Annotated in this window: 22 protein-coding genes; 6 read left to right on the top strand and 16 right to left on the bottom strand. The window is 62.1% G+C overall.

Annotated features, from left to right (window positions below; all coding sequences use genetic code 11):
* Positions 1–69 precede the first annotated feature (69 nt).
* Both DBR00_RS10455 and DBR00_RS10460 read left to right on the top strand, forming a co-directional pair.
* A complete protein-coding gene (locus DBR00_RS10455; protein WP_108488359.1) occupies positions 70–1,131 on the top strand; it encodes an SMP-30/gluconolactonase/LRE family protein in 1,062 nt (353 codons plus the stop codon).
* 198 nt (positions 1,132–1,329) lie between these two features.
* Positions 1,330–2,157, top strand: a complete 828-nt coding sequence (locus DBR00_RS10460) for an HDOD domain-containing protein (protein WP_108488360.1) — start codon at positions 1,330–1,332, stop codon at positions 2,155–2,157.
* Positions 2,158–2,202: 45 nt separating this feature from the next.
* Here the strand turns inward: DBR00_RS10460 and DBR00_RS10465 are convergent, their stop codons facing one another.
* Entirely contained in the window at positions 2,203–2,880 is a 678-nt protein-coding gene (locus DBR00_RS10465) for a spermidine synthase (RefSeq protein ID WP_108488361.1), read from the bottom strand.
* A 161-nt stretch (positions 2,881–3,041) separates the two neighbouring features.
* Here DBR00_RS10465 and DBR00_RS10470 point away from each other — a divergent pair, with 161 nt between their 5' ends.
* From DBR00_RS10470 to DBR00_RS10485, 4 genes are all read left to right on the top strand, one after another.
* Positions 3,042–3,896 carry a sulfurtransferase gene (locus DBR00_RS10470; RefSeq protein WP_108538053.1) on the top strand — a complete coding sequence of 285 codons (855 nt, stop codon included), beginning with the start codon at positions 3,042–3,044 and terminating at the stop codon, positions 3,894–3,896.
* Positions 3,897–4,116: 220 nt separating this feature from the next.
* The gene (locus DBR00_RS10475; RefSeq protein ID WP_108489995.1) at positions 4,117–4,596 is read left to right on the top strand and encodes a hypothetical protein; all 480 of its coding nucleotides are present in this window, start codon (positions 4,117–4,119) and stop codon (positions 4,594–4,596) included.
* 121 nt (positions 4,597–4,717) lie between these two features.
* A complete protein-coding gene (locus DBR00_RS10480; RefSeq protein WP_108489996.1) occupies positions 4,718–5,968 on the top strand; it encodes an OmpP1/FadL family transporter in 1,251 nt (416 codons plus the stop codon).
* Positions 5,969–6,038: 70 nt separating this feature from the next.
* A complete protein-coding gene (locus DBR00_RS10485; RefSeq protein WP_108489997.1) occupies positions 6,039–6,656 on the top strand; it encodes a response regulator transcription factor in 618 nt (205 codons plus the stop codon).
* On the opposite strand, the gene DBR00_RS10490 is transcribed toward DBR00_RS10485, so the two are convergent.
* From DBR00_RS10490 to DBR00_RS21040, 15 genes are all read right to left on the bottom strand, one after another.
* Positions 6,625–8,406 (bottom strand): hybrid sensor histidine kinase/response regulator, encoded by a 1,782-nt coding sequence (locus tag DBR00_RS10490; protein ID WP_256582980.1) that lies wholly within the window; start codon positions 8,404–8,406, stop codon positions 6,625–6,627. The genes DBR00_RS10485 and DBR00_RS10490 overlap by 32 nt on opposite strands.
* A gap of 3 nt (positions 8,407–8,409) precedes the next feature.
* Entirely contained in the window at positions 8,410–9,480 is a 1,071-nt protein-coding gene (locus DBR00_RS10495; RefSeq protein ID WP_108489998.1) for a lipase secretion chaperone, read from the bottom strand.
* A gap of 48 nt (positions 9,481–9,528) precedes the next feature.
* The gene (locus DBR00_RS10500; RefSeq protein ID WP_108489999.1) at positions 9,529–10,455 is read right to left on the bottom strand and encodes a triacylglycerol lipase; all 927 of its coding nucleotides are present in this window, start codon (positions 10,453–10,455) and stop codon (positions 9,529–9,531) included.
* 107 nt (positions 10,456–10,562) lie between these two features.
* Positions 10,563–11,114, bottom strand: a complete 552-nt coding sequence (locus tag DBR00_RS10505) for a glutathione peroxidase (protein ID WP_108538054.1) — start codon at positions 11,112–11,114, stop codon at positions 10,563–10,565.
* A 15-nt stretch (positions 11,115–11,129) separates the two neighbouring features.
* On the bottom strand, positions 11,130–11,255 hold the full coding sequence (locus DBR00_RS21035) for a hypothetical protein (protein WP_256582981.1): 126 nt from the start codon (positions 11,253–11,255) through the stop codon (positions 11,130–11,132).
* On the bottom strand, positions 11,252–12,460 hold the full coding sequence (locus DBR00_RS10510; RefSeq protein ID WP_108486995.1) for an MFS transporter: 1,209 nt from the start codon (positions 12,458–12,460) through the stop codon (positions 11,252–11,254). The genes DBR00_RS21035 and DBR00_RS10510 overlap by 4 nt, the downstream gene beginning before the upstream one ends.
* A 213-nt stretch (positions 12,461–12,673) precedes the next feature.
* Entirely contained in the window at positions 12,674–13,564 is an 891-nt protein-coding gene (locus DBR00_RS10515; protein ID WP_146180687.1) for a hypothetical protein, read from the bottom strand.
* Positions 13,565–13,598: 34 nt separating this feature from the next.
* Positions 13,599–14,324, bottom strand: coding sequence for an adenosylcobinamide-GDP ribazoletransferase (locus DBR00_RS10520; RefSeq protein ID WP_108486993.1), 726 nt, complete (start codon positions 14,322–14,324; stop codon positions 13,599–13,601).
* Positions 14,321–14,896, bottom strand: a complete 576-nt coding sequence (cobC, locus tag DBR00_RS10525) for an alpha-ribazole phosphatase family protein (RefSeq protein WP_108486992.1) — start codon at positions 14,894–14,896, stop codon at positions 14,321–14,323. The genes DBR00_RS10520 and cobC overlap by 4 nt, the downstream gene beginning before the upstream one ends.
* Positions 14,893–15,948, bottom strand: a complete 1,056-nt coding sequence (cobT, locus tag DBR00_RS10530; RefSeq protein WP_108486991.1) for a nicotinate-nucleotide--dimethylbenzimidazole phosphoribosyltransferase — start codon at positions 15,946–15,948, stop codon at positions 14,893–14,895. The genes cobC and cobT overlap by 4 nt, the downstream gene beginning before the upstream one ends.
* The gene (gene cobU, locus DBR00_RS10535) at positions 15,945–16,466 is read right to left on the bottom strand and encodes a bifunctional adenosylcobinamide kinase/adenosylcobinamide-phosphate guanylyltransferase (protein WP_108486990.1); all 522 of its coding nucleotides are present in this window, start codon (positions 16,464–16,466) and stop codon (positions 15,945–15,947) included. Before cobU ends, cobT begins: the two co-directional genes overlap by 4 nt.
* Before the next feature lie 124 nt (positions 16,467–16,590).
* Positions 16,591–18,039, bottom strand: a complete 1,449-nt coding sequence (locus DBR00_RS10540) for a cobyric acid synthase (protein ID WP_108486989.1) — start codon at positions 18,037–18,039, stop codon at positions 16,591–16,593.
* Complete coding sequence (gene cobD, locus DBR00_RS10545) at positions 18,036–19,028, bottom strand: threonine-phosphate decarboxylase CobD (protein WP_108538055.1); 993 nt, start codon at positions 19,026–19,028, stop codon at positions 18,036–18,038. The genes DBR00_RS10540 and cobD overlap by 4 nt, the downstream gene beginning before the upstream one ends.
* Positions 19,021–19,929 (bottom strand): adenosylcobinamide-phosphate synthase CbiB, encoded by a 909-nt coding sequence (gene cbiB / locus DBR00_RS10550; RefSeq protein ID WP_108538056.1) that lies wholly within the window; start codon positions 19,927–19,929, stop codon positions 19,021–19,023. Before cbiB ends, cobD begins: the two co-directional genes overlap by 8 nt.
* A partial coding sequence (locus DBR00_RS21040; protein ID WP_256582990.1) for a hypothetical protein occupies positions 19,926–19,987 on the bottom strand: 62 nt, incomplete at its 5' end. The genes DBR00_RS21040 and cbiB, both read right to left, overlap by 4 nt.

Genomic DNA, 19,987 nt, shown 5'->3' on the forward strand with positions numbered 1-19,987 from the left:
GACGCGAATGAACCCTGTAATCTGACCGGCGCTTGCATCTGCTTACCTTCATCACAGGGAATAAAAACAATGAAGAAACTGCTTGGCCTGCTTGTGGCCTTGATTGCTGCGGCGGCGATCTACCTCGCTGTCACACCCAGCCCGATTGATCCGCTAGCCTGGGACGCGCCTAAGATCCCGCCGATGACCGGCACTCTGGAGCCCAATGACACACTGATGAAGGCCGAACTGCTCGGCCGCGGCCAGGTGCATGGCCCGGAAGACACGGCCGTGGATGCCCAGGGTCTGGTATATGCCGGCCTGCATGACGGCAAGATCGTGCGCATCAAAGCCGATGGCAGCGTGGAAACCTTTGTCGACACCAAAGGCCGCCCGTTGGGCATGGACTTTGACGCTGCCGGCAACCTGATTGTTGCCGACGCCTACAAGGGCTTGCTCAGCATCGACGCCCAGGGCCAGATCAAGGTACTGACCACTGAAGCTGAAGGCGTGCCGTTCAAATTCACCGATGATCTGGACATCGCCCGCGACGGCATCATCTACTTCAGCGATGCCAGCCAGCGTTTTGAACAACCCGACTACCTGCTCGACCTGCTCGAAGCACGCCCCCACGGCCGTCTGCTCAGCTACAACCCGGCCAACGGCGAAACCAAGGTGCTGCTCAAAGACCTGTATTTCGCCAACGGCGTAGCACTATCGGCAGCTGAAGACTTCGTGCTGGTCAACGAGACCTACCGCTACCGCATTACCCGTTACTGGCTGAGCGGCGACAAGGCCGGCACCCACGATATCTTTATCGACAACCTCCCGGGCCTGCCGGACAATCTGCAAGGTGACCGCAACGGCACCTTCTGGGTCGCCCTGCCAACCCCGCGTAAGGCCGACGCCGACATGCTGCATCGCTCGCCTTGGGCCAAGGCGCAGCTGGCCAAACTGCCCCGCGCCCTGTGGCCCAAGGCTGTGCCTTATGGCTTTGCTATCGCCCTCAATGAGCAAGGTGAGATCACCCAGAGCCTGCACGACACCAGCGGCACCCACCTGCGCATGATCACCTCAGTCAAGCCGGTGGGCGATTATCTGTACTTCGGCAGCCTGGACAACGACCGCATTGGCAAGCTGAAGATCCGCTAAATCCTGATCGACCCGCAATCAGACCGCTTAGCGGCAGATTGCGGGCTGCACGTGCGCAAAAAATCTGCCAGCTCATCTGTTCATCGCTGCCCGACGGCAGTTTTCCTGATGCAAATCAGCGCAAGCCCTAAACCGCACTTTTGCCCTGCTGAATCGCTGCTATCTTGATAATTCCCACCTTCTCTGCAGGCTTTTGTCATGGATATAAGCGCCCTGTTCTCCCAAGTTCACAGCTTGCCCTGTATTCCCAAAGTCGCTCAGGATCTGATTCAGCAATTTGACAACCCCCACACCAGCCTCGACAGCATTGCTCGCAATATCTCCCTCGACCCGGTCATTGCCGCCAAGGTGCTGCGCCTGGCCAACTCCGCCCGCTTTCGTGGTTCACGTGAGTCAGCCAGCGTCGAAGATGCGGCCATGCGCTTGGGGTTCAACACCTTACGCACCCTGGTGCTGGCATCGGCGGTAACGGGTGCTTTCCAGGCACCACCGGGTTTTGACCTCAAGGCGTTCTGGGCGCACAGCTTTCAGGTGGCCAGTATCAGCCGATTACTGGCCAAAACCCGAGGTGTGGCCGTTGAGACCGCCTTTACCTGCGGAATGATGCACAACATCGGTGAACTGCTGATCCAGACGGGTGTGCCTGAGCTTGCCGAACGACTCAACCAGAATGGCAAGGATGTCGGGGCTGCGCAGCGTGTGGCGTTGGAAACCCTGCAACTGGGTTTTGGCTTTCCCGAGGTGGGTGCAGAGCTGGCGCGGCGCTGGCAGCTTCCGGAGCTAATCCAGCATGCCATCGCCTACCAGAGCCGACCCTTCCAGGCACCGGTCGACATGCCTTTGCCACGCGTACTGGCTCAGGCGGTATCGATTGCCGAAGCGCTGCGCGAACACCCGGGCGCCATGTCCAAAGCGGTGGACACACTGCAAGGCCCGCTATTCGAAGGACTGGATGTACCGAGCCTGCTGGATGAACTGCCCGCCGTTCTGGATGCCGACAAAGGCTTTGCCGAACTGCTGAGCTGACCCGAGCACCACTGAGCGCTTTGCCGCGCTCAGTGGTGACTACTGCTACTTGCTGGCAATCCAGATGGTATGCCGGGTGCCCTTGTTGCCATGGGCATAAACCTGAACCTCTTCCACCTTGAAACCCGCCTTGCGCACCTTGTCGCTGAAAACCCGATCGGCACTGGCCGACCACACCGCCAGCACGCCTTTGGGGCGCAATGCCTGGTAACAGCGCTGCAGGCCCTGGGCCGAATACAGCCAGGTGTTGCGTTTCTGGGTCAGCCCTTCCGGGCCGTTGTCGACATCCAGCATGATCGCGTCATAACGCTGCTCGGCGTTTTTCAGGCAGTTAGCGACATCGTCCTGAATCACTCGAGTACGCGGGTCGAGGATTGGGTAACCGGCCTTGGCCCCCAGCGGGCCGCGGTTCCACTCCACCACCCCCGGCACCAGTTCGGCCACTTCCACCTCGGCTGTCTTGCCCAGGTTCTGCAACGCCGCCGCCAGGGTAAAGCCCATGCCCAGCCCCCCGATCAGTACCCGTGAGTCAGGACGCCCCGCAACCTTCTTGCAGGGAATCGCCGCCAGGGCATCTTCGGAGCCGTGCATGCGCGTATTCATCAACTGACCGCCATCGCCGCCGGCAATCTTGATAACAAAGTCCTCGCCGTACTCGAACAGGCACAGGGCGCCTGAGCCATCGGGAATCGGGGCGGTATCGAGCAGTACAAAACGCTTCATGGGTCGCGGCAACCTGGATCAGAGAAAACGGGCAGGCAGCATGCACACAATCAGCCCAAGATGCAGCGCCCAGCAGGTAGAAATCTTCCAGAACGAAGCTGCGACGGCTCAACAGCAGGGTTTATGATGCTGACTGACTTTTTGCCCACAGGATGACTGGCATGCCCCTCGCCCAACTGATCAGCGCTGCCCAGCTACAGCGTCGCCTTGATGCGCCCAACCTGCTGATTCTTGATTGCCGCTTCGCCCTGGACGATCTGACCTATGGACAGCGCAGCTACGCCGACGGGCATATCCCCGGTGCACAGTTCGCCGATCTGCAGCGCGACCTGTCCGGGCCGATCCACAGAGGCATCACAGGCCGTCATCCCCTGCCAGAACCTACACAACTGCTAAGTCGCCTGCGTGATTGGGGCCTGCACAATCACAACGACGTGGTGCTGTACGACGACGGCCCCGGCGCCTTTGCAGCACGCGCCTGGTGGCTGCTGGCCTGGCTGGGTAAAAGTGAGGGCGTGTACCTGCTCGATGGCGGCCTCAAGGCCTGGCGCGAAGCAGGCGGCGCCTTGACCCAGGACCTGCCCACGCCCCCACCAGGCATGTTCAGCGGCAGCGCCGACGCCCGCCTGCTGGTCAGCGCCGCCCAGCTGCAGCAGCGCCTGGGTGATCAGCAGATGACCCTGCTCGATGCGCGTGGTCTGCCGCGTTTCAGGGGCGAAGTCGAACCGATTGACCCGGTCGCAGGCCATATTCCCGGCGCGCAGTGCGCGGCGTTCACGGACAACCTCGACAGCGACGGCCACTTCCTCAGCCCAAAGCAGCTGCGCCAGCGCTTTGATGCACAACTCGGCGGGCGCCCGGCCAGTGAGCTGGTGGCCTACTGTGGTTCGGGTGTGACGGCCTGCCATAACCTGTTTGCCCTGTGCCTGGCCGGCTACCCGTTGGCACCGTTGTATGCCGGTTCCTGGAGCGAATGGATCACCGACCCCGCTCGACCCGTGGCCACCGGCGACTGACGGCCGCCGACCACGCAGCCACAAGCTGTGTTAAGCACCAACTGGAATATAGGCAATAACCGAAAGCCGAAAACAATTTAAAAACAGCCCTTTACAGCAGAAAGGTCGCACTACACTTCAACATGAGCGGCTAACCACCGCTCCCGGTGGGGCCTTTTATCAGAACAAGTCGAAGCTGCCAGCGCCCCAGCCCCATCGGTCACCTTTCGCCGAGGGCTATATGGGAATTGCCGCCTGCGAGTTAAGCCAGTACGTCATCCGCCCTACCCTGGTCTATCTGGGCCGCCACTCCACCGCCGCCGAAGCCTTGTTGCTCGGAGCCGCCGCCAGCCAATCCGGGCTTGGCTCTGCCCTCGATGACAAGCACGGTCACGGCCTATACCGAATCGCCGCACTGCGCCACCAGCAGCTCTGGGATCAGCACCTGGCGCTGGATCCGGACCTTGCCAGTCAAGTACGAGGCCTCGCCAGCCAACATGCCTTCCTTGCTGCGCCGCACTTGGAGCTGACCGTCAACCTGCGCTATGCCACGGCGATTGCCTGGATGCTGATTGAGGCCGAACACCGCGAACTGCCGGCCGCTGATGACCTGCTGGGTATGGCGCACGTTTGGCGCCGAGTGTTCAAACCGCACGGGCGCACTAAAGACTTTATCGCTGCTTGGCAACGCTGCATCGGCAACCTCAGCCAGGTGGCCTGAAACCCGCGATAACGGCTTGTATTGCCAGTAAAAACCGCTCTATCCGAGGAACTTCGTGGGCTTGGCAGAGGTCAGGAAAAGTTGTTAGTTTCCGCCCCCCGCTAAAACCTAGGAGTCCTCCGTGACTAGAAGAGTCGTCAAGACCTGCCTGTCCCTTGCCCTTGCTTCTGCCGCCAGCCATGGCTTTGCCAGTGGTTTTGCCATCAACGAACAAAGCGTCAGCAGCATGGGTACTGCCTTTGCCGGGCGCTCCTCATCCGCCGATGACGCCAGCACTGTCTTCGGTAACCCGGCCGGTATGGCGCGCATCAAGCGCGAACAAGTCAGCAGTGGCATTGCCCTAATCCACGCCAAAACCGATATCGACAACGCCAGCGGCTCTGCCCGCGGCAGCAATGACGGCGACATGGTGCCGTTTATCGGCGCGCCCATGGGCTATTACGTCAAACCGCTGGACGACAACTGGAGCTTCGGCCTGGGCCTGTACGTACCGTTTGGCCTGGTGACCGACTATGAGCGCAGCTTCCAGGGCCGCTACCACGGTGACCGCAGCGAAGTGCGGGTGATCACCCTGCAACCGACCCTGAGCTATCGCTTCAACGAGCAGCTGTCGATCGGCTTCGGCCCAACCATCAACCGTATCGACGGCGAGCTGACTTCAGCCATCAACAACCCGATTCCCGGTGCGGGTGACGGCAAGGTCGAAATCAAGGGCGATGACACGGCGCTGGGCTACAACGTCGGCGTGTTGTTTGAAGTCACCCCGCAAACGCGTTTCGGCCTGACCTACCACTCCAAGGTGGATTACCGCCTTAAGGGTGACACCACGGTGTCCGGCCCTGGCTTCGTCATTGGCTCTTCCGCCGGCACCTACGATGCGTCACTGGAGCTGACCACCCCAGAATCTGTGGACTTCTCGGTAACCCACGAACTGAATGCCGACTGGACCCTCTATGCCGGCAGCACCTGGACCCGCTGGAGCCGTCTGGAAGAAATCCGCGCCGACAACAAAGGCGTAGGTGGCCTCCTTGGAGGAGCCCTGAGCAGCATCAGCGAACCGCAGAACTGGCACGACACCTGGGCTCACGCTGTGGGCGCCGCCTACAAACTGAACCCGCAGTGGACCCTGCGCGCCGGCTTGGCCGTCGACCAGTCGCCGACCAACAATGTCGACCGCTCGCCGCGCATCCCCACCGGCGACCGCACGATCTTTAGCCTAGGCACAGCCTGGAGCCCGAATGATGATGTGACCATCGACCTGGCCTACTCCTACCTGATGGAAGACGACGCCCACATCGAGCGGGACGACTACCGCGCCACCTACAAGAACACGGCCCACGGCCTGGGCGCACAAGTGACGTACCGCTTCTAAATCAACCAGCGGTTTGGGTTACACTCGCGCGGCGCACACAAAAACAATAATGCCGCCTGAGACAGCCCTTATGACTGCACTCTGCACAGCCTTGCCCGAACAGCTCAGCCTGTTACTGGTGGATGACCACCGGATCTTTCTCGATGGCCTCAGCCTGGCCCTCGCCCCGCTCTGCGCCGACCTGCAGATTCACACCGCCGAATCCGCGGCCGCCGCCGAAGCCTGCCTGCAACACGCCACCTTCGACCTGATTCTGCTCGACCTGCGCCTGCCCGATATGCCAGGCCTGGAGTTGCTGCAACGCTGGCAACAGCAAGGCCGCATGACCCCAGTGGCAATCCTTAGCGCCAGCGACTCCAATCTGGACGCCCAGGCCGCACTGGCAGCCGGCGCACTGGGCTTTATCCCGAAAAGTGCCAATAGCGCTGAACTGCGCCAGGCAGTAACCCGCGTGCTGCTGGGAGAAACCCTGCCCGTGCCACAGACGGGCGATAAACCGCAGCTCACAGCCCGGCAGATGGAAATTCTCCAGTTGCTGGCCGAAGGCTTGCCGAACAAGTCCATCAGCCGTCAGCTGGGCGTCTCCGAGGACACGGTGAAAACCCATCTGAAATCACTGTTTCAGGAGTTTTCCGTACATACCCGAACGGCCTGCGTCAGTGCGGCGCGACAACGGGGCTGGATCTGAGTTCTGCCGGCAACAGCACCGCCAAGGCCTGCCGCAAACGGGCTGGCAACAGTGGTTTGCCGAGCAAGGTGACATGGGCGCGGGTGCAGCGCTCCTGCAGGTCGGCGCTGACATCGGCGGTAATCAGCAAGGCCGGCAGCATGCGTCCGGCCTCCTCACGCAAGCGCTCGATAACACGCAAACCGTCCTCAGTGGCGGCCAGGCGATAGTCGCTAATCAGCACCTGCGGCTGCGCATCGGGCAAACACTGCAAAGCCTCAGCTGGGTCGGCGCAAGCCCAGACCTCGCAACCCCAACGCTGCAATAAACCGATCAATGCCTCCCGGCCAGCTGCATCGTCCTCCAGCAATAGCACCCGCCCGCTCAATGCTGCAGCAACGACTGCGGGGGCTTGCCAATCGCCTGCTTCCGCCTGCGGCAGTTGCAGGATAAAACGCGCGCCCGCGCCAGGGCTGGAATCCAGCCGCAGCGGATGCCCCAGCAACTGCGCCAGTTGCTGAACGATGGCCAAACCCAGCCCCAAACCGCGCTCGGCATTGCGTCCAGGGTTATCCAATTGGCGGAACTCTTCAAAGACCTGACTCTGCTCTTGCTCACTCAGCCCCTGGCCATCATCTCCGACCTCCAGTTGCACCATGTCTTCTTGTTCGACACGGGCATGCAGCCAGACATGCCGCGCCTGGGCATGGCGCAAGGCGTTGCTCAGCAGGTTGCGCAGCACGCGCTCCAGCAGCAGCGGATCACTGCGCACCCAGAGTTCCGCGCATTGCAGCTGCAGCTCGACACCCTGGGCGTCGGCCTCGGCGCGGCTTTCACCGCTCAGGCGCGCCAACAAGGGGCGCAAGGCAAATACCTGCGGCTTGGCCTGTACCCCACCGGGCAAGGTCAGGCGGGTGTAATCGAACAACGACTGCAACAACCGGCTGAGCTGCTCCACGGCAATCGCCAGACGGCTGCTGATGCGGTGCACGCCGGGTGCCTGGTTCTGCTCCAGCAAGTGCTGGGCATACAGGCCCATGGCGTTGAGCGGTTGGCGCAGATCATGGCTGGCGGCTGCGAGCAGGCGCAGCTTGCGCGCATCATCGGCTTCGGCGCGCTGCCGCGCCAGGTCCAGCAAGCGCAGATTGAGCCAGGCGCCGCGCTGGCCGTGCTCCTGCAGGTAGGCGCCGACACTGCCAATCAGATTGGCGCAAAACAGAAACAGGCCCTGATAACCCAGCGCCACACTGCCCCCCGTGGCGACAAGCCCCAACCAGAGAAACAGTCCGCACACGCCCCAGGATGCCAGGCTGACGGCGCGAAACGACACGCCCAGCAGCACGTAACCAAACAGCAGCACCAGAAACAGCCCGTCATAGGGCATGGCCACACCCAGGCTCCAGCACAGGTGAATAATCACGGCAACGCAAACGCCGTTAAGGCCGTAAGCGCCCACATAGACCAGTAGTGCGCGGCGCGGCGGGCTCTGGGGCCGGCGGCAGTAGAAAAAGGACAACAGCGCACCGACTATGCCCAATAGCCGCACTGGCAGGGTCGCCAGGCTGGCATTGAGGGGCAGCAACAACAGATCGAGGGCGGCGTAGACCAGTTGAAAGATCACCGCCGTGCTGATGATCAGCAGCAGGCGACGACGGATACGCTGTACCCGGTGTTCGACAAATTCGTCTTCCAGCACGCCGGTAAAGCGCAGCCGGCGATAGCCGCGGCGCTGCTGGGCCAATAGCAGTGCTTCCTGACGTTCCAGGCTCACGGCCTACAACTCGGGCGGTTGATTGTCCTGCAGCTTGGTGGCAATGGCGTCATAGGCTTCCACCCGGTGCTGATCTTCGGCGCTGAATAAACGCTGGCGCAAACGCTGCTGCTCCTGCTGCCGATCCGCCGCACTGAGGCCATTGCCCTGCAACGCGGCCAGTTCCTGCTGATAGGTGGCATAGCGCTGTTGCCAGGCGCGCTCATTGCGCTGCTCGCTGAGCAGACGTTGGACCGTGGGCGGATCATAGGTCAAGGCCAGCAGCTGGCGCACCTGCTCTTCGCTGGCGCCTTCCTGCCAAAGCTTGTCAGTCTGAGCCTGCAAGGCCTGCGCGTGGACCTGGCGCTCTTCGCTGGCGCGCATGGCTTCGGGGAGTTGAGCGCGCAAACGCTCCTGTGCCAGGGCCTTACCGTGCTCGCTGAGGTCATCGCGGGCCATCAGCGCCAGATTGTCCAGTGTGTAACGGCCGTAAGCCTCCTCGGCGCCGAACAGGGCCTCGGTCGCGGCGCTGGAAAAATGCGCGCGACGCAACTGCGCCAGTTGATCAAAAGCACGCTGCAAGGCAACCAGCTGGCCATCGGGGGTGCTTTGCTGGGCACTGCTCAAGGGTTGCTGCAACAGCGCCAGACTGGCGCGTTTGTAATCCATATAGTCGCCGAGCAGGCCGATAAACTGCCCAAGGGCAGGCTCTGGCAGGCGTGCACGTGCATCGGCCAACATCACTTCGACCACGGTTTCCAGGCCGGCCTGATCGGCGGCGCTGAGGAAGTAATCCAGATAATCGCGCAGTGCCAGATTCAGCTGCAGATTGCCGGCGCTATCTGCCTTCAGTTCGCCATCCACGTCGGTGCCCTGCAAACCCGGCAGGCTTGCCGGCGCTCTGGCAGTTGATATGACAGGTTTGGCGGTTTGCAGCAAAGGACTGGGGACGACGGGAAGAGGCGCCGTGACGATAGCAGAAGCAGTTGGCGCAACGGGTACAGCGGCGGCAAGCCATTGCCAGTAAAGCGTAAGGCCGGCAACGCCGCCGGCCAGTACCAGAAGAGGAACCATTGAGCGTAACGACAGGGCCATATGACCTCCAGAATGCGGGCTGCATGGCGCAGCCCGCCGGGGTGACGGTCAGACGCCTTTATTTTTCAGGCGGTTGGCATGCTGGCGATACAGCGACACCGGCTCGGTCCAGCCGCGAACACCGAACAGATGGTTGATCGCATCCACGTGGTTCATGTTGTAGTCATCACCGATCACCTGACCCAGGTAGGTGGAACAGACACCGACCAGGCCATCGTTTTTCTCGCTGCCAAAGGCCAGTCCGGTGATCGCCAGGAACGGATCGACCGCATCGAAGACGTTGGTGTAGGAGGTGTTGCCGGTCCAGGAGAAGTAACGGATGTTGTGCCCGCGCACGTTGTGCACTTCGGTGGACTTGGCGCAGTAGCTGCTGCTGTTTACGCCCCACGGATGGCGACCGTTCAATGCAGTGGTGCCCGCCGTGGTCAGGGTTTTCAGCGCGGCCAGGCCGTTCTGCGGGTTGTTATTGCCCGACAACAGATTGATCAACGCGCCAAGTGCGTTGGCCAAACCGTTGGCACCGCCTTCAATGGCACTGTTGGGCGGGATCACACCGCGCAATACATCGGCAACTTTCGAGCCTTTGTTCACCCCGTTGACCGAGGTTACCGAGGCCACCAGATCCGGACGCAGCGAGGCCGCGACGCGCGAAGTTGGCGACCCCTGACTGTGGCCGATCAGGTTGACCTTGCCGCCATTGGCACTGGCCCACGGCACGATCTGCTGGGCGAGAGAGGCACCGCGCTGCTCGCTGTCATTCAGAGCCGAAACACTGGCGACATAGACCTTGGCGCCATCACGCTCAAGGTTCCAGGGGATGGTGTGGAAGTAGTTGATCAGACCGCCGATGGTGTCGAAACCGGTCACCCCGTGTACCAGTACGATTGGGTATTTGGTCTTGGTGTAGTTGGCCTGAGCCTCAACCGCGCCGACCAGGGCACATACAGCTAGAGCAGAAGTCATAACGCGACGCATGGGTGCCTCCTTATTTTTCTTGTTGGCACGCCGGGAAACTGCGTCCGGCGTACTCACAACTCTAAGGAGGTACTGGGTGCTGGGCTATCGCCCAGATGGGTGATGCTTCAGCGCTGCGAGGCGATAGCCTGCTCGACGGCGGCCAGCAATGCAGGGTCATCCGGGGCAGTGCTGCTGGGAAAGCTGGCAATCACCTTGCCCTGGGCGTCGATCACGTATTTGGAGAAATTCCAACGCGGCGCCTGACTTTGCGCGGCCAGCTCCTTGAACAGCGGCAACGCATCGCTGCCAGTAACCTGCTGGGTTTCGCTCATGGGGAAGGTTACGCCGTAATTGACATAGCAGACCTTGGCGGTTTCTTCGCTGCTATCGGCCTCCTGACGGAAGTCATCGGAAGGCACCCCGAGGATTTGCAGGCCCTGCTCCTTGTAGCGCTGGTAGAGCGCTTCAAGGCCTTTGAACTGCGGGGTAAAACCGCAGAAGCTGGCGGTATTGACCACCACCAGCGGCTTGCCGGCGAACTGGGTGCACAGATTGATGCGCTCCTCACTGCGCAGCTTCTGCACCTCGCCCTGCAGCAGAGTCGGGCATTCGACCGCCTGAACGACGCCACCCCATACACACGACATGACAGCAATCAGCAGAACAGTACGCCACATAACGGATCACCTTGATCAGCAGACACCCAGCCCCAGTTGTAAAAAAGCCAGACCGCCCTGCAACCATCCCCACCACGCCAATCCCAAGGTCAGCATGCCGCCCATGGCCAGCGCAGTATTCCATCCATATTCAGCATTCATCCTCTCGCCTCCTGTTGTTGCAAGCGCGGCACAGGCAGCTCGCGTACCGGCCAGTTCAGTGCCGCCGCCAGCAAGCTGAGCAGCACAGCAATCTGCCAGACCAGATCATAACTGCCCGTGTGGTCATACAGATAGCCGCCCATCCAGCCGCCGAGAAATGCCCCCAACTGATGGAATAGAAAGACAATGCCGCCGAGCATCGACAGGTTTCGCACGCCGAACAGGGTTGCCACCGTGCCATTGGTCAACGGCACTGTAGACAGCCACAGCAACCCCATCGCCACACCGAAGGCATAAGCACTCCACACCGACAGCGGCGCCAGGATGAACGCCATAATCACCACCGCACGCGCCAGGTACAGTGCGCTGAGCAAGCGCGGCTTGGACATCCGCCCGCCCAGCCACCCGGCAATGTAAGTGCCAAAAATGTTGAACAACCCCACCAGTGCCAGCACTGTAGTGCCCACCAAAGCGGGTAAATGTTGATCAACCAGGTAGGCCGGCAAATGCACACCGATAAACACCACCTGAAAGCCACAAACGAAAAAGCCCAATGCCAACAGCCAGAAGCCTGAGTGGCTGCAGGCTTCGCGCAACGCTTCACCAAGGCTCTGTTCCACGCCCGTCAGCGGCAGCGGCGTATCTTTGAGCATCGCTGCCAGAGGCACGATCATGGCAACCAGTAACCCCAGCGCCATCAACGCCACCGACCAGCCCAGCCAACTGAGCAAGCCCAAGGTGCCTGGCAGCATGGCGAACTGCCCGAAAGAGCCTGCTGCCGCCGCGATGCCCATGGCCATACTGCGTTTTTCCATAGGCACCGCACGCCCCACGGCACCGAGGATTACCGAGAACGAGGTGCCGGACAAACCAATACCGATCAGCAGCCCGGCGCTCAGCGACAGGCTTAGAGGCGAGTCGGCCAGGCCCATGCAGCCGAGCCCAATGGCATACAAAATGCCGCCAACAATCACTGTGCGCTTGGCGCCGAAGCGATCGGCCAGAGCGCCGGTAAACGGCTGGGTCAGACCCCAGATCAGATTCTGCAAGGCAATGGCGAAGGCGAACACCTCACGCCCCCAGCCGAATTCGGCGCTCATCGGCGGCAGGAACAGACCAAAGCCATGGCGAATGCCCAGCGACAGTGCCAGCACCAGAGATGCGCCCAGCAATATCCAGCCACTGGTGCGCCAAAGCGAAGTCATAGGTTGTCCTTTACGGGTAGCGACCCGCTTATCGAGAGATCAGCAATAGGGCGCAGGTATATACCGCAACCCGCTCAGGTAACAGCTACAGCTGTTCGGCAATGCAGTGCTACAGATTGCATCCTGAGTTGGGCGTATCGACAAGCCGGCCATCGACCAGCAGGTCGCTGGAAAAACTATCTGCGTGGGCAATCCGGCGTTGAAAACCGCCGGCTAATCAAACAGCAGCGGTGCAGCGCTGGCGCGTTGGGCGAAGAATGCCAGCAACTGCTCGTGGTAATGGCTATACACCTCAGGCGGCAGCCAACGCTGGTAGATCGCCAAGGTGCTGGCGGGTGCGGCGGAAACCTCGCGAATCGCCTGATCGAGACGCCCGGCCACGCGCGCACCCCATGGTGTGCGCGAGCAATAGATGCCCACCGTCACCAGTTCAGCGTTCTCGCGTAGCGGTACGCTGACCAGCGCATCACTGAGACTGAAATGGCGCATTACCTCGGTGTAGATCACGGGGTAATCGAAGACATAATCCAGACGGTGATGGCTGACCATCAGCAGCAGATTCTCCCCCGCCAAGCTCCCCCCCAACTCGGGGATGCGACCTTCGGCGTGAGCCTGGAGCAGACGTTCGCGAATCGGCGCGGGATAGACCCGACTCTTGGCCAGAGCGCCGCGCAGGTAAGGATTATCGAACAACCAGTCGAGGCTGACCTGACCGTCTTCGATCAGCAGTTGGTCCAGGGTCTGCCTGCGTACCAGCACATGGATCGGTGTGCTCGCCACATAGGGTACGAAATAACCCAACTGATCGCGCTCAGGGCTCTGCAGCTGGCCACTGCTGCACAGCTCACCCTGCTCGCTCATGCGTTGTTCAACCCGGGCCATGGGTAAAACCTCATAACGCATTTGCAACTCGGGTAGACGGGCCGCCAGCAGTTGCATGACCTCGTACAGCACGCCATCAACCACCTCACCGTCACGCACATTGAAGGCCCCCGGAATCGGCACAATGCCCCACACCAGCTCCTCGGCCTGAATGGCCCCCCTACAGGGCACGATTCCAAGCAGTGCCGTCACCAGCGTTGAGTAAAGCCACCTACGCCCCATGTCCATCCCTGCTGTGTCTTGCTGTCCTTACACGCTAGCAGGCCAACGCCACCAGCACCGCGCACTCGGCAATTTCCAGCAGTGCTCCGGCGGTATCACCGGTGGTGCCATCCAGACGTTTGAGCATCAGGCTGCGCAGCCAGATAAACACGCCTCCGGCCACCAACAAGGCGAGCAGCGCCGGCCAGCCAAACAGCAACATGACCAGCGCATTGGCGGCCAATACCCAGGGCAGTTGCCGGCGCGGCAGATGCTCGGCCAACGCGTGACCCAAGCCGCCGGCCCGCACATAGGGTGTCGTAAGAAACAACAAGGGCAACAAGCCACGGGCCAACCAGGGCACCAGTATCAGCAGCCAGGCCGACTGATGTTCCAGCAGCGCCACCAGCGCGGCAAACTTGAGCAGCAACAGCAGCACCAGCACCACCACTGCGATCGGCCCGCTGCGTGGGTCTTTCATGATCGCCAGGGTGCGTTGTTTATCGCCAAAGCCGCCGACCCAGGCATCGGCACTGTCGGCCAGGCCATCCAGATGCAGGCCGCCGCTGATGCCGACCCACAGCGTCAGCAACAACGCCGCCTGTAGCAACACCGTGCTCTCGCCCAGCAGGTGCTGCACAGCGAGCAGCAGCAGGCCGATCAACAACCCCACCAGCGGGTAGAACAGCAGCGAGCGGCCGATTTGCTCAGGCGTTGGCATGCCGGCCAGGGTCACCGGTAAACGGGTAAGAAACTGCAGGGCAATCCACCAGGGCGTCATGCGCGCTCCCACAGCTCGCCTTGTTCATCCAGACACAGCTGATAGCGCTCGGCATGCCCCACAGCAACCTGCAGCAGATCATTGCGCGGCAAGCCACGGGCACGCGCCAACAGCAGGCGGATCACCCCGCCGTGGGTGACCAGCAGCAAGCGCTCGCCGGCATGCCGGGCCTGCAAACGTTGCAAGGCGCCCAGTATCCGCGCCTCAAAAGCCAGCAAGGTCTCGCCTTCGGGCGGGGTAAAGCCATAAGGATCGCTCCAGAAACGGCCAAGTTCTGCCGCGCTGGTCTGCATCAGCTCGGCGGTACTGCGGCCTTCCCACGCGCCGAAATGCAGCTCCTGCAGATCAGGCTCCAGGCTCAGTGGCACGCCGTGCTGCGCGGCCAACTCTTCGGCAAAACGCGCACAGCGCTGCAAGGGCGAGCTGATCAAGCGATCCCAGCGCGTGCCATCGGCCACCGCCGCGCGCAATTGCGCCCAACCGGTGTCGGTCAGGGCATCATCCAGGCTGCCGCGCAGACCGCCGCCCAATTCGGTTTCCCCGTGGCGCAGCAATTCCAGATACACCGTCATGCCGAGACCTCTGCCACTGCGGCCTCGGCAAAGGTGGCCATGTCGTTGTGCAGGCTGCAGGCCAACTGCAGCAGCGGCACGGCCAGCGCTGCGCCACTGCCCTCGCCCAGGCGCAAGCCCAAGTCCAGCAACGGCTGCGCCTGCAAGGCTTGCAGCACGTGTTGATGGCCGGGTTCTGCACCACAATGGGCAAATAGCAGCCACTCGCGGCACGCCGGATTAACACGCACCGCCAGCAACGCGGCCACGCTGCAGATAAAACCATCCACCAAGGCCACACACCCCTGCTGCGCACAGGCCAGGTAAGCGCCCACCAACGCCGCAATCTCAAAGCCGCCCACTGCGCGTAAAGCGTCTAGCGGCTCGCCGAGCACGGGACGGTGCAAGGCCAAACCGGCCTCAATAACCTCCGCTTTGCGTGCCACGCCCTGAACATTTAAACCTGTGCCTGGACCAACCAGTTCACGGGCCGGACGCTGCAGCAACCAACAGGCTAACGCAGTGGCCGCCGTGGTGTTACCAATGCCCATCTCGCCGCCGATAAACAGCTCGCAGCCACTCAATTGCGCGCGCTGTAGGCTGTTGCGCCCGGCCTGCAGGGCATGCCCAAGCTGCGTATTGTTCATGGCCGGGCCGTGCAGAAAGTTCTGCGTGCCTGCGCCCAGCTGCAACCGCATCACGCCCGGCAAGGCCTCTGCCGGCGAGACAGTACCGAGGTCGATCACCTCAAGGCGCGCGCTCAGCTGCTTGGCCAGCACGCTGATAGCCGCGCCGCCGTTGACGAAATTGCGCAGCATTTGCCCGGTGACGGCTTGTGGGAATGCGGAAATCCCTTCAGCGACGATGCCGTGATCGCCGGCAAAAATGCTGATGGCCACCTGCTCAAGACGCGGCCGCTCACGCCCCTGCAACGCCGCCAATTGAATGACCACATCCTCCAACTGGCCCAGCGAGCCGGCAGGTTTGGTCAACTGTTGCTGGCGCGCGATAGCTTTGCTGCGCGCCACATAATCGAGTGGCTGACAGGGTGCCTGCCACCAGTTAAGGCTCATACTGCATCCCCCTTAAGCACCATGGGTAAACCCGCCACACAAAACACCACACGCTGACAACGCTCGGCCAGCGCCTGATGCAACCAGCCGGCCTCATCGACAAAGCGCCGGCTCAACTCGCCCATGGGCACCACGCCTAAGCCGGTTTCATTGCTGACCAGCAGAATCCGCCCCGGCAAGCTGCTTAGACAATCCAGCAACGCATCGCGCTCGGCGCTCAGGCGTGCCAGGTTATCCAGCATTAATAGATTGGTCAGCCACAGGGTCAGGCAATCAACCAGCAGGCATTTATCCGCGCTGGCTTGCTCGCGCAGCACGCGGGCCAATGCAAGCGGCTCTTCCACCAGCCCCCAATGCGCCGGCCGCCGATCCTGATGATGACGAATACGCGCGCTCATCTCACCATCCAGCGCCTGACTGGTGGCGATATAGGTCACAGCCAGCGCCGACTCAGTGGCCAGACGCTCAGCCAGTCGGCTTTTGCCGGAACGGGCACCGCCAAGAATCAGTTCAAGCATGGTTCACCTTTGTTCGAATAAAGCATCACAGACCGTGGGAGGCGCTTTAGCCGCGACTGTGCGGGGCTGACTCGTCGCGGCTAAAGCCCCTCCCACACAAACGCATCACCGGCCATAAAACGGGCTACAGATTACAGAGCGTACGTAATTGACTCGTATCGAGATGCGCCTCTACGAGATCGGCCAAGCGTTCGATATCACGCTCGCGCAGGGCGTGGTAATCCACCGCCTGTACCTCACCCAAGCCGGCCCAACGCAGCAAGGCACTGCAGGCCTCGGGTGTTTCAAACAGGCCGTGCAGATAGGTGCCCAGCACCTGACCGTCCGCGCTCAGGCCACCATCGGCGCGGCCATCGTCGAGTCGCACGGCCGCATTCAAACCGATGCCCGTGCTGACGCCGGCATGAATTTCATAACCGCTGACCGGGGCATTTTCCAGGCACAGTTGGCCGCGCACAGTGCGCAATTGCTTCTGCGGCTCCAGCACCGTGCAAAAATCCAGCAACCCCAACCCAGGGCTGGAACCCGCCGCGCCTTCCAGACCATGCGGGTCGTCAATCTGCGTGCCGAGCATCTGCAGCCCGCCGCAGATACCCAGCAACTTGCCGCCGTAGCGCAAGTGTTTGTTAAGGGCTGCCGACCAGCCCTGCTCACGCAGAAAGGCCAGATCACTGCGCACACTTTTGGAGCCGGGCAAGATGATCAGATCCGCCGCAGGGATCGGCTGACCGGGGCCAATAAAGGTCAGCTCAACCTGCGGGTGCAGGCGCAGCGGGTCGAAGTCGGTGTGGTTACTGATGCGCGGCAACACCGGCACCACCACCTTGATCACCTCGACGGCCTTGGCGCTCTGACGCGTGTCAATGGCGTCTTCGGCTTCCAGATGAAAATCCATCAGGTACGGCAATACGCCCAATACCGGTTTGCCCGTGCGCTGCTCCAGCCAGTCCAGCCCCGGTTGCAACAACGCAATGTCGCCGCGAAAACGGTTGATGACAAAGCCTTTGACTCGCGCCTGTTCGCTCTCCGAGAGCAGCGCCAGGGTGCCGATCAAATGGGCAAACACCCCGCCCTTGTCGATATCGGCAATCAGAATCACCGGGCAATCCACCGCTTCGGCGAAGCCCATATTGGCGATATCGCCGGCGCGCAGGTTGATCTCGGCGGGCGATCCCGCCCCTTCAACCATCACCACCGGGTAAGCGGCACTCAGGCGCTGATGCGACTGCAGCACCGCCTGCATCGCCACCTTTTTGTAATCGTGATACGCCACGGCATCCATGCTGCTCAGGGTGCGACCGTGGATGATCACCTGCGCACCGATGTCGCTGTTGGGCTTGAGCAGCACCGGGTTCATGTCGGTGTGGGGCGCAAGCCCGGCGGCCTGCGCCTGCACCGCCTGGGCGCGGCCGATTTCGCCGCCATCGGCGGTTACGGCGCTGTTGAGCGCCATGTTTTGCGGTTTGAACGGCACCACACTGACGCCCTGACGCTTGAGCCAACGGCACAGCGCGGTGACCAGGGTGCTCTTGCCGGCATCGGAGGTGGTGCCCTGCACCATCAGTGTGCTCATGCCAGCTCTCCAGCGAAGACCGCCAGTGCCTGCTGCAAACGCTGCCAGCCGGTTTCATCCGGTGGCAAACCAAAACGCAGGCTCAGCGGCTTTTCAAACAGGCGGGTAAGAATGCCTTGCAGGGCGAGAAACTCATGCAGCAAGGCGGCCTGCGGTGTGCAACAGAACTGAAACAGCGCGCAACCGCCTGTGGGGCTGAGCCCATGCGCAACCAACAGCGCCGACAGGCGTTCAGCATCGGCGAGCAACCGCTCACGTTGCGCCTGCTGGCCGGCCATGTCCTGCAACAACGCCGTGGCCACCACGCGGCTCGGCCCGCTGATTGCCCAAGGCCCTAGCAACTCGGCCAGTTGCGCCAGCAGCTGCGGCGGCGCCAGGACAAAGCCCAGGCGAATACCCGCCAACCCGAAAAACTTGCCAAACGAGCGCAGCACGATCAGCCCGGGCAACTCACTGAACGCCGCCAGGCTGAACGCCGGCGTGCAATCGATAAAGGCCTCGTCCACCACCAGCCAGCCGCCTCGCTCGGCCAAACGCCGATGCCACTCCAGCAAACGCGCAGGTTCAATGCAGCGCCCGGTGGGGTTGTTCGGATTGACCAGCAACAACACATCGATGCGCTCCAGCGCGCGCTCAATCGCGCCTTCACTGATTTCCAGCAGACGATGCCCTTCACGCTGCCAGGCCGCCGCATGCTCGGCATAAGCGGGTGAAACAATGCCCACGGTGACGTGTCGCAGCAGACGCGGCAGCGCCTGAATGGCGGCTTGCGAACCCGCCACCGGCAGCAGGTTGGCGACGCCGTAGTAATCGCGCGCAGCGATTTCCAGGCCGTCCTGCTGCTCGGGCAAGCGCGTCCAGGCAATTGCCGGAATAGCGGGCAAGGGCCAGCCGTAGGGCGCAATGCCGGTGGACAAATCCAGCCACTCCGCCAGGGCAATGCCATAACGCAGCGAGGCCGCGCGCAGGCGACCACCATGTTCAAGCATAAGCAAGCCCCCATAGCACTAGCAGTGCCAGCCACAGCAGCACGCCGCCGTAAACCAGATTGACTGCCCGCTCGATATCCCGTGCGCGGGGCGGTGGACCGTCGCCCAAATCAGGCCGCACATGCAGCTCGCCGTGGTACTCCGCCGCACCACCCAGGCTGACGCCCAGTGCCCCTGCACCCGCTGCCATCACAGGGCCAGCATTGGGACTGTCCCACAGCGGCGCCTGGGTGCGCCAACAACGCAACGCCAACAGGGTTTTACCCAGCAACGCATAGGTCAATGCGACCAGCCGTGCAGGCAGGTAATTGAGTGCATCGTCAATCTTTGCAGCGGCCCAGCCGAAGCGTTCAAAGCGTTCATTGCGATAGCCCCACATGGCGTCCAGGGTATTGCTCAGGCGATACAGCACCACCCCCGGTGCGCCAGCCAGCACAAACCAGAACAGCGCGGCGAACACCGCGTCGCTGCCGTTTTCCAGCACCGATTCGCTGCCAGCGCGGGCCACACCCGTGGCATCCAGCTGCGCAGTATTACGGCTGACCATATAGCCAACCCGCTCGCGGGCCAGGCGCAAATCCCCCAGACGCAGCGCCTGCGCCACTGGCATGGCATGCTCGCCCAGGCTTTTCAGGCCCAGGGCGGCGTACAAGGCAATGATTTCCACCGCCCACCCCAGCCCGCTGATCTCACTCAACAGCCAGGCCAGCAGGGTCAGCGGCAACACCGCCAGGCACCAGGCGCTGACGCCATGGCTGCGCCACCCGCCACCCGCCGGATTGAAGCGCTGCTCGATGCGCTCGGCCATACGACCAAAGGCCACCAGCGGGTGCCAGCCCTTGGGTTCGCCCAAAATCGCATCCAGAACGACCCCGGCGCAGGTACTCAGCACCAGGCTCATGGCGTGCTCCACTGATTCTCGAACAGCAACTCGCTGAGCGGCCGAGGCTCGGCCCAGC

It is taken from the genome of Pseudomonas sp. HMWF032 (genome assembly GCF_003060885.1).
Lineage (GTDB): Bacteria > Pseudomonadota > Gammaproteobacteria > Pseudomonadales > Pseudomonadaceae > Aquipseudomonas.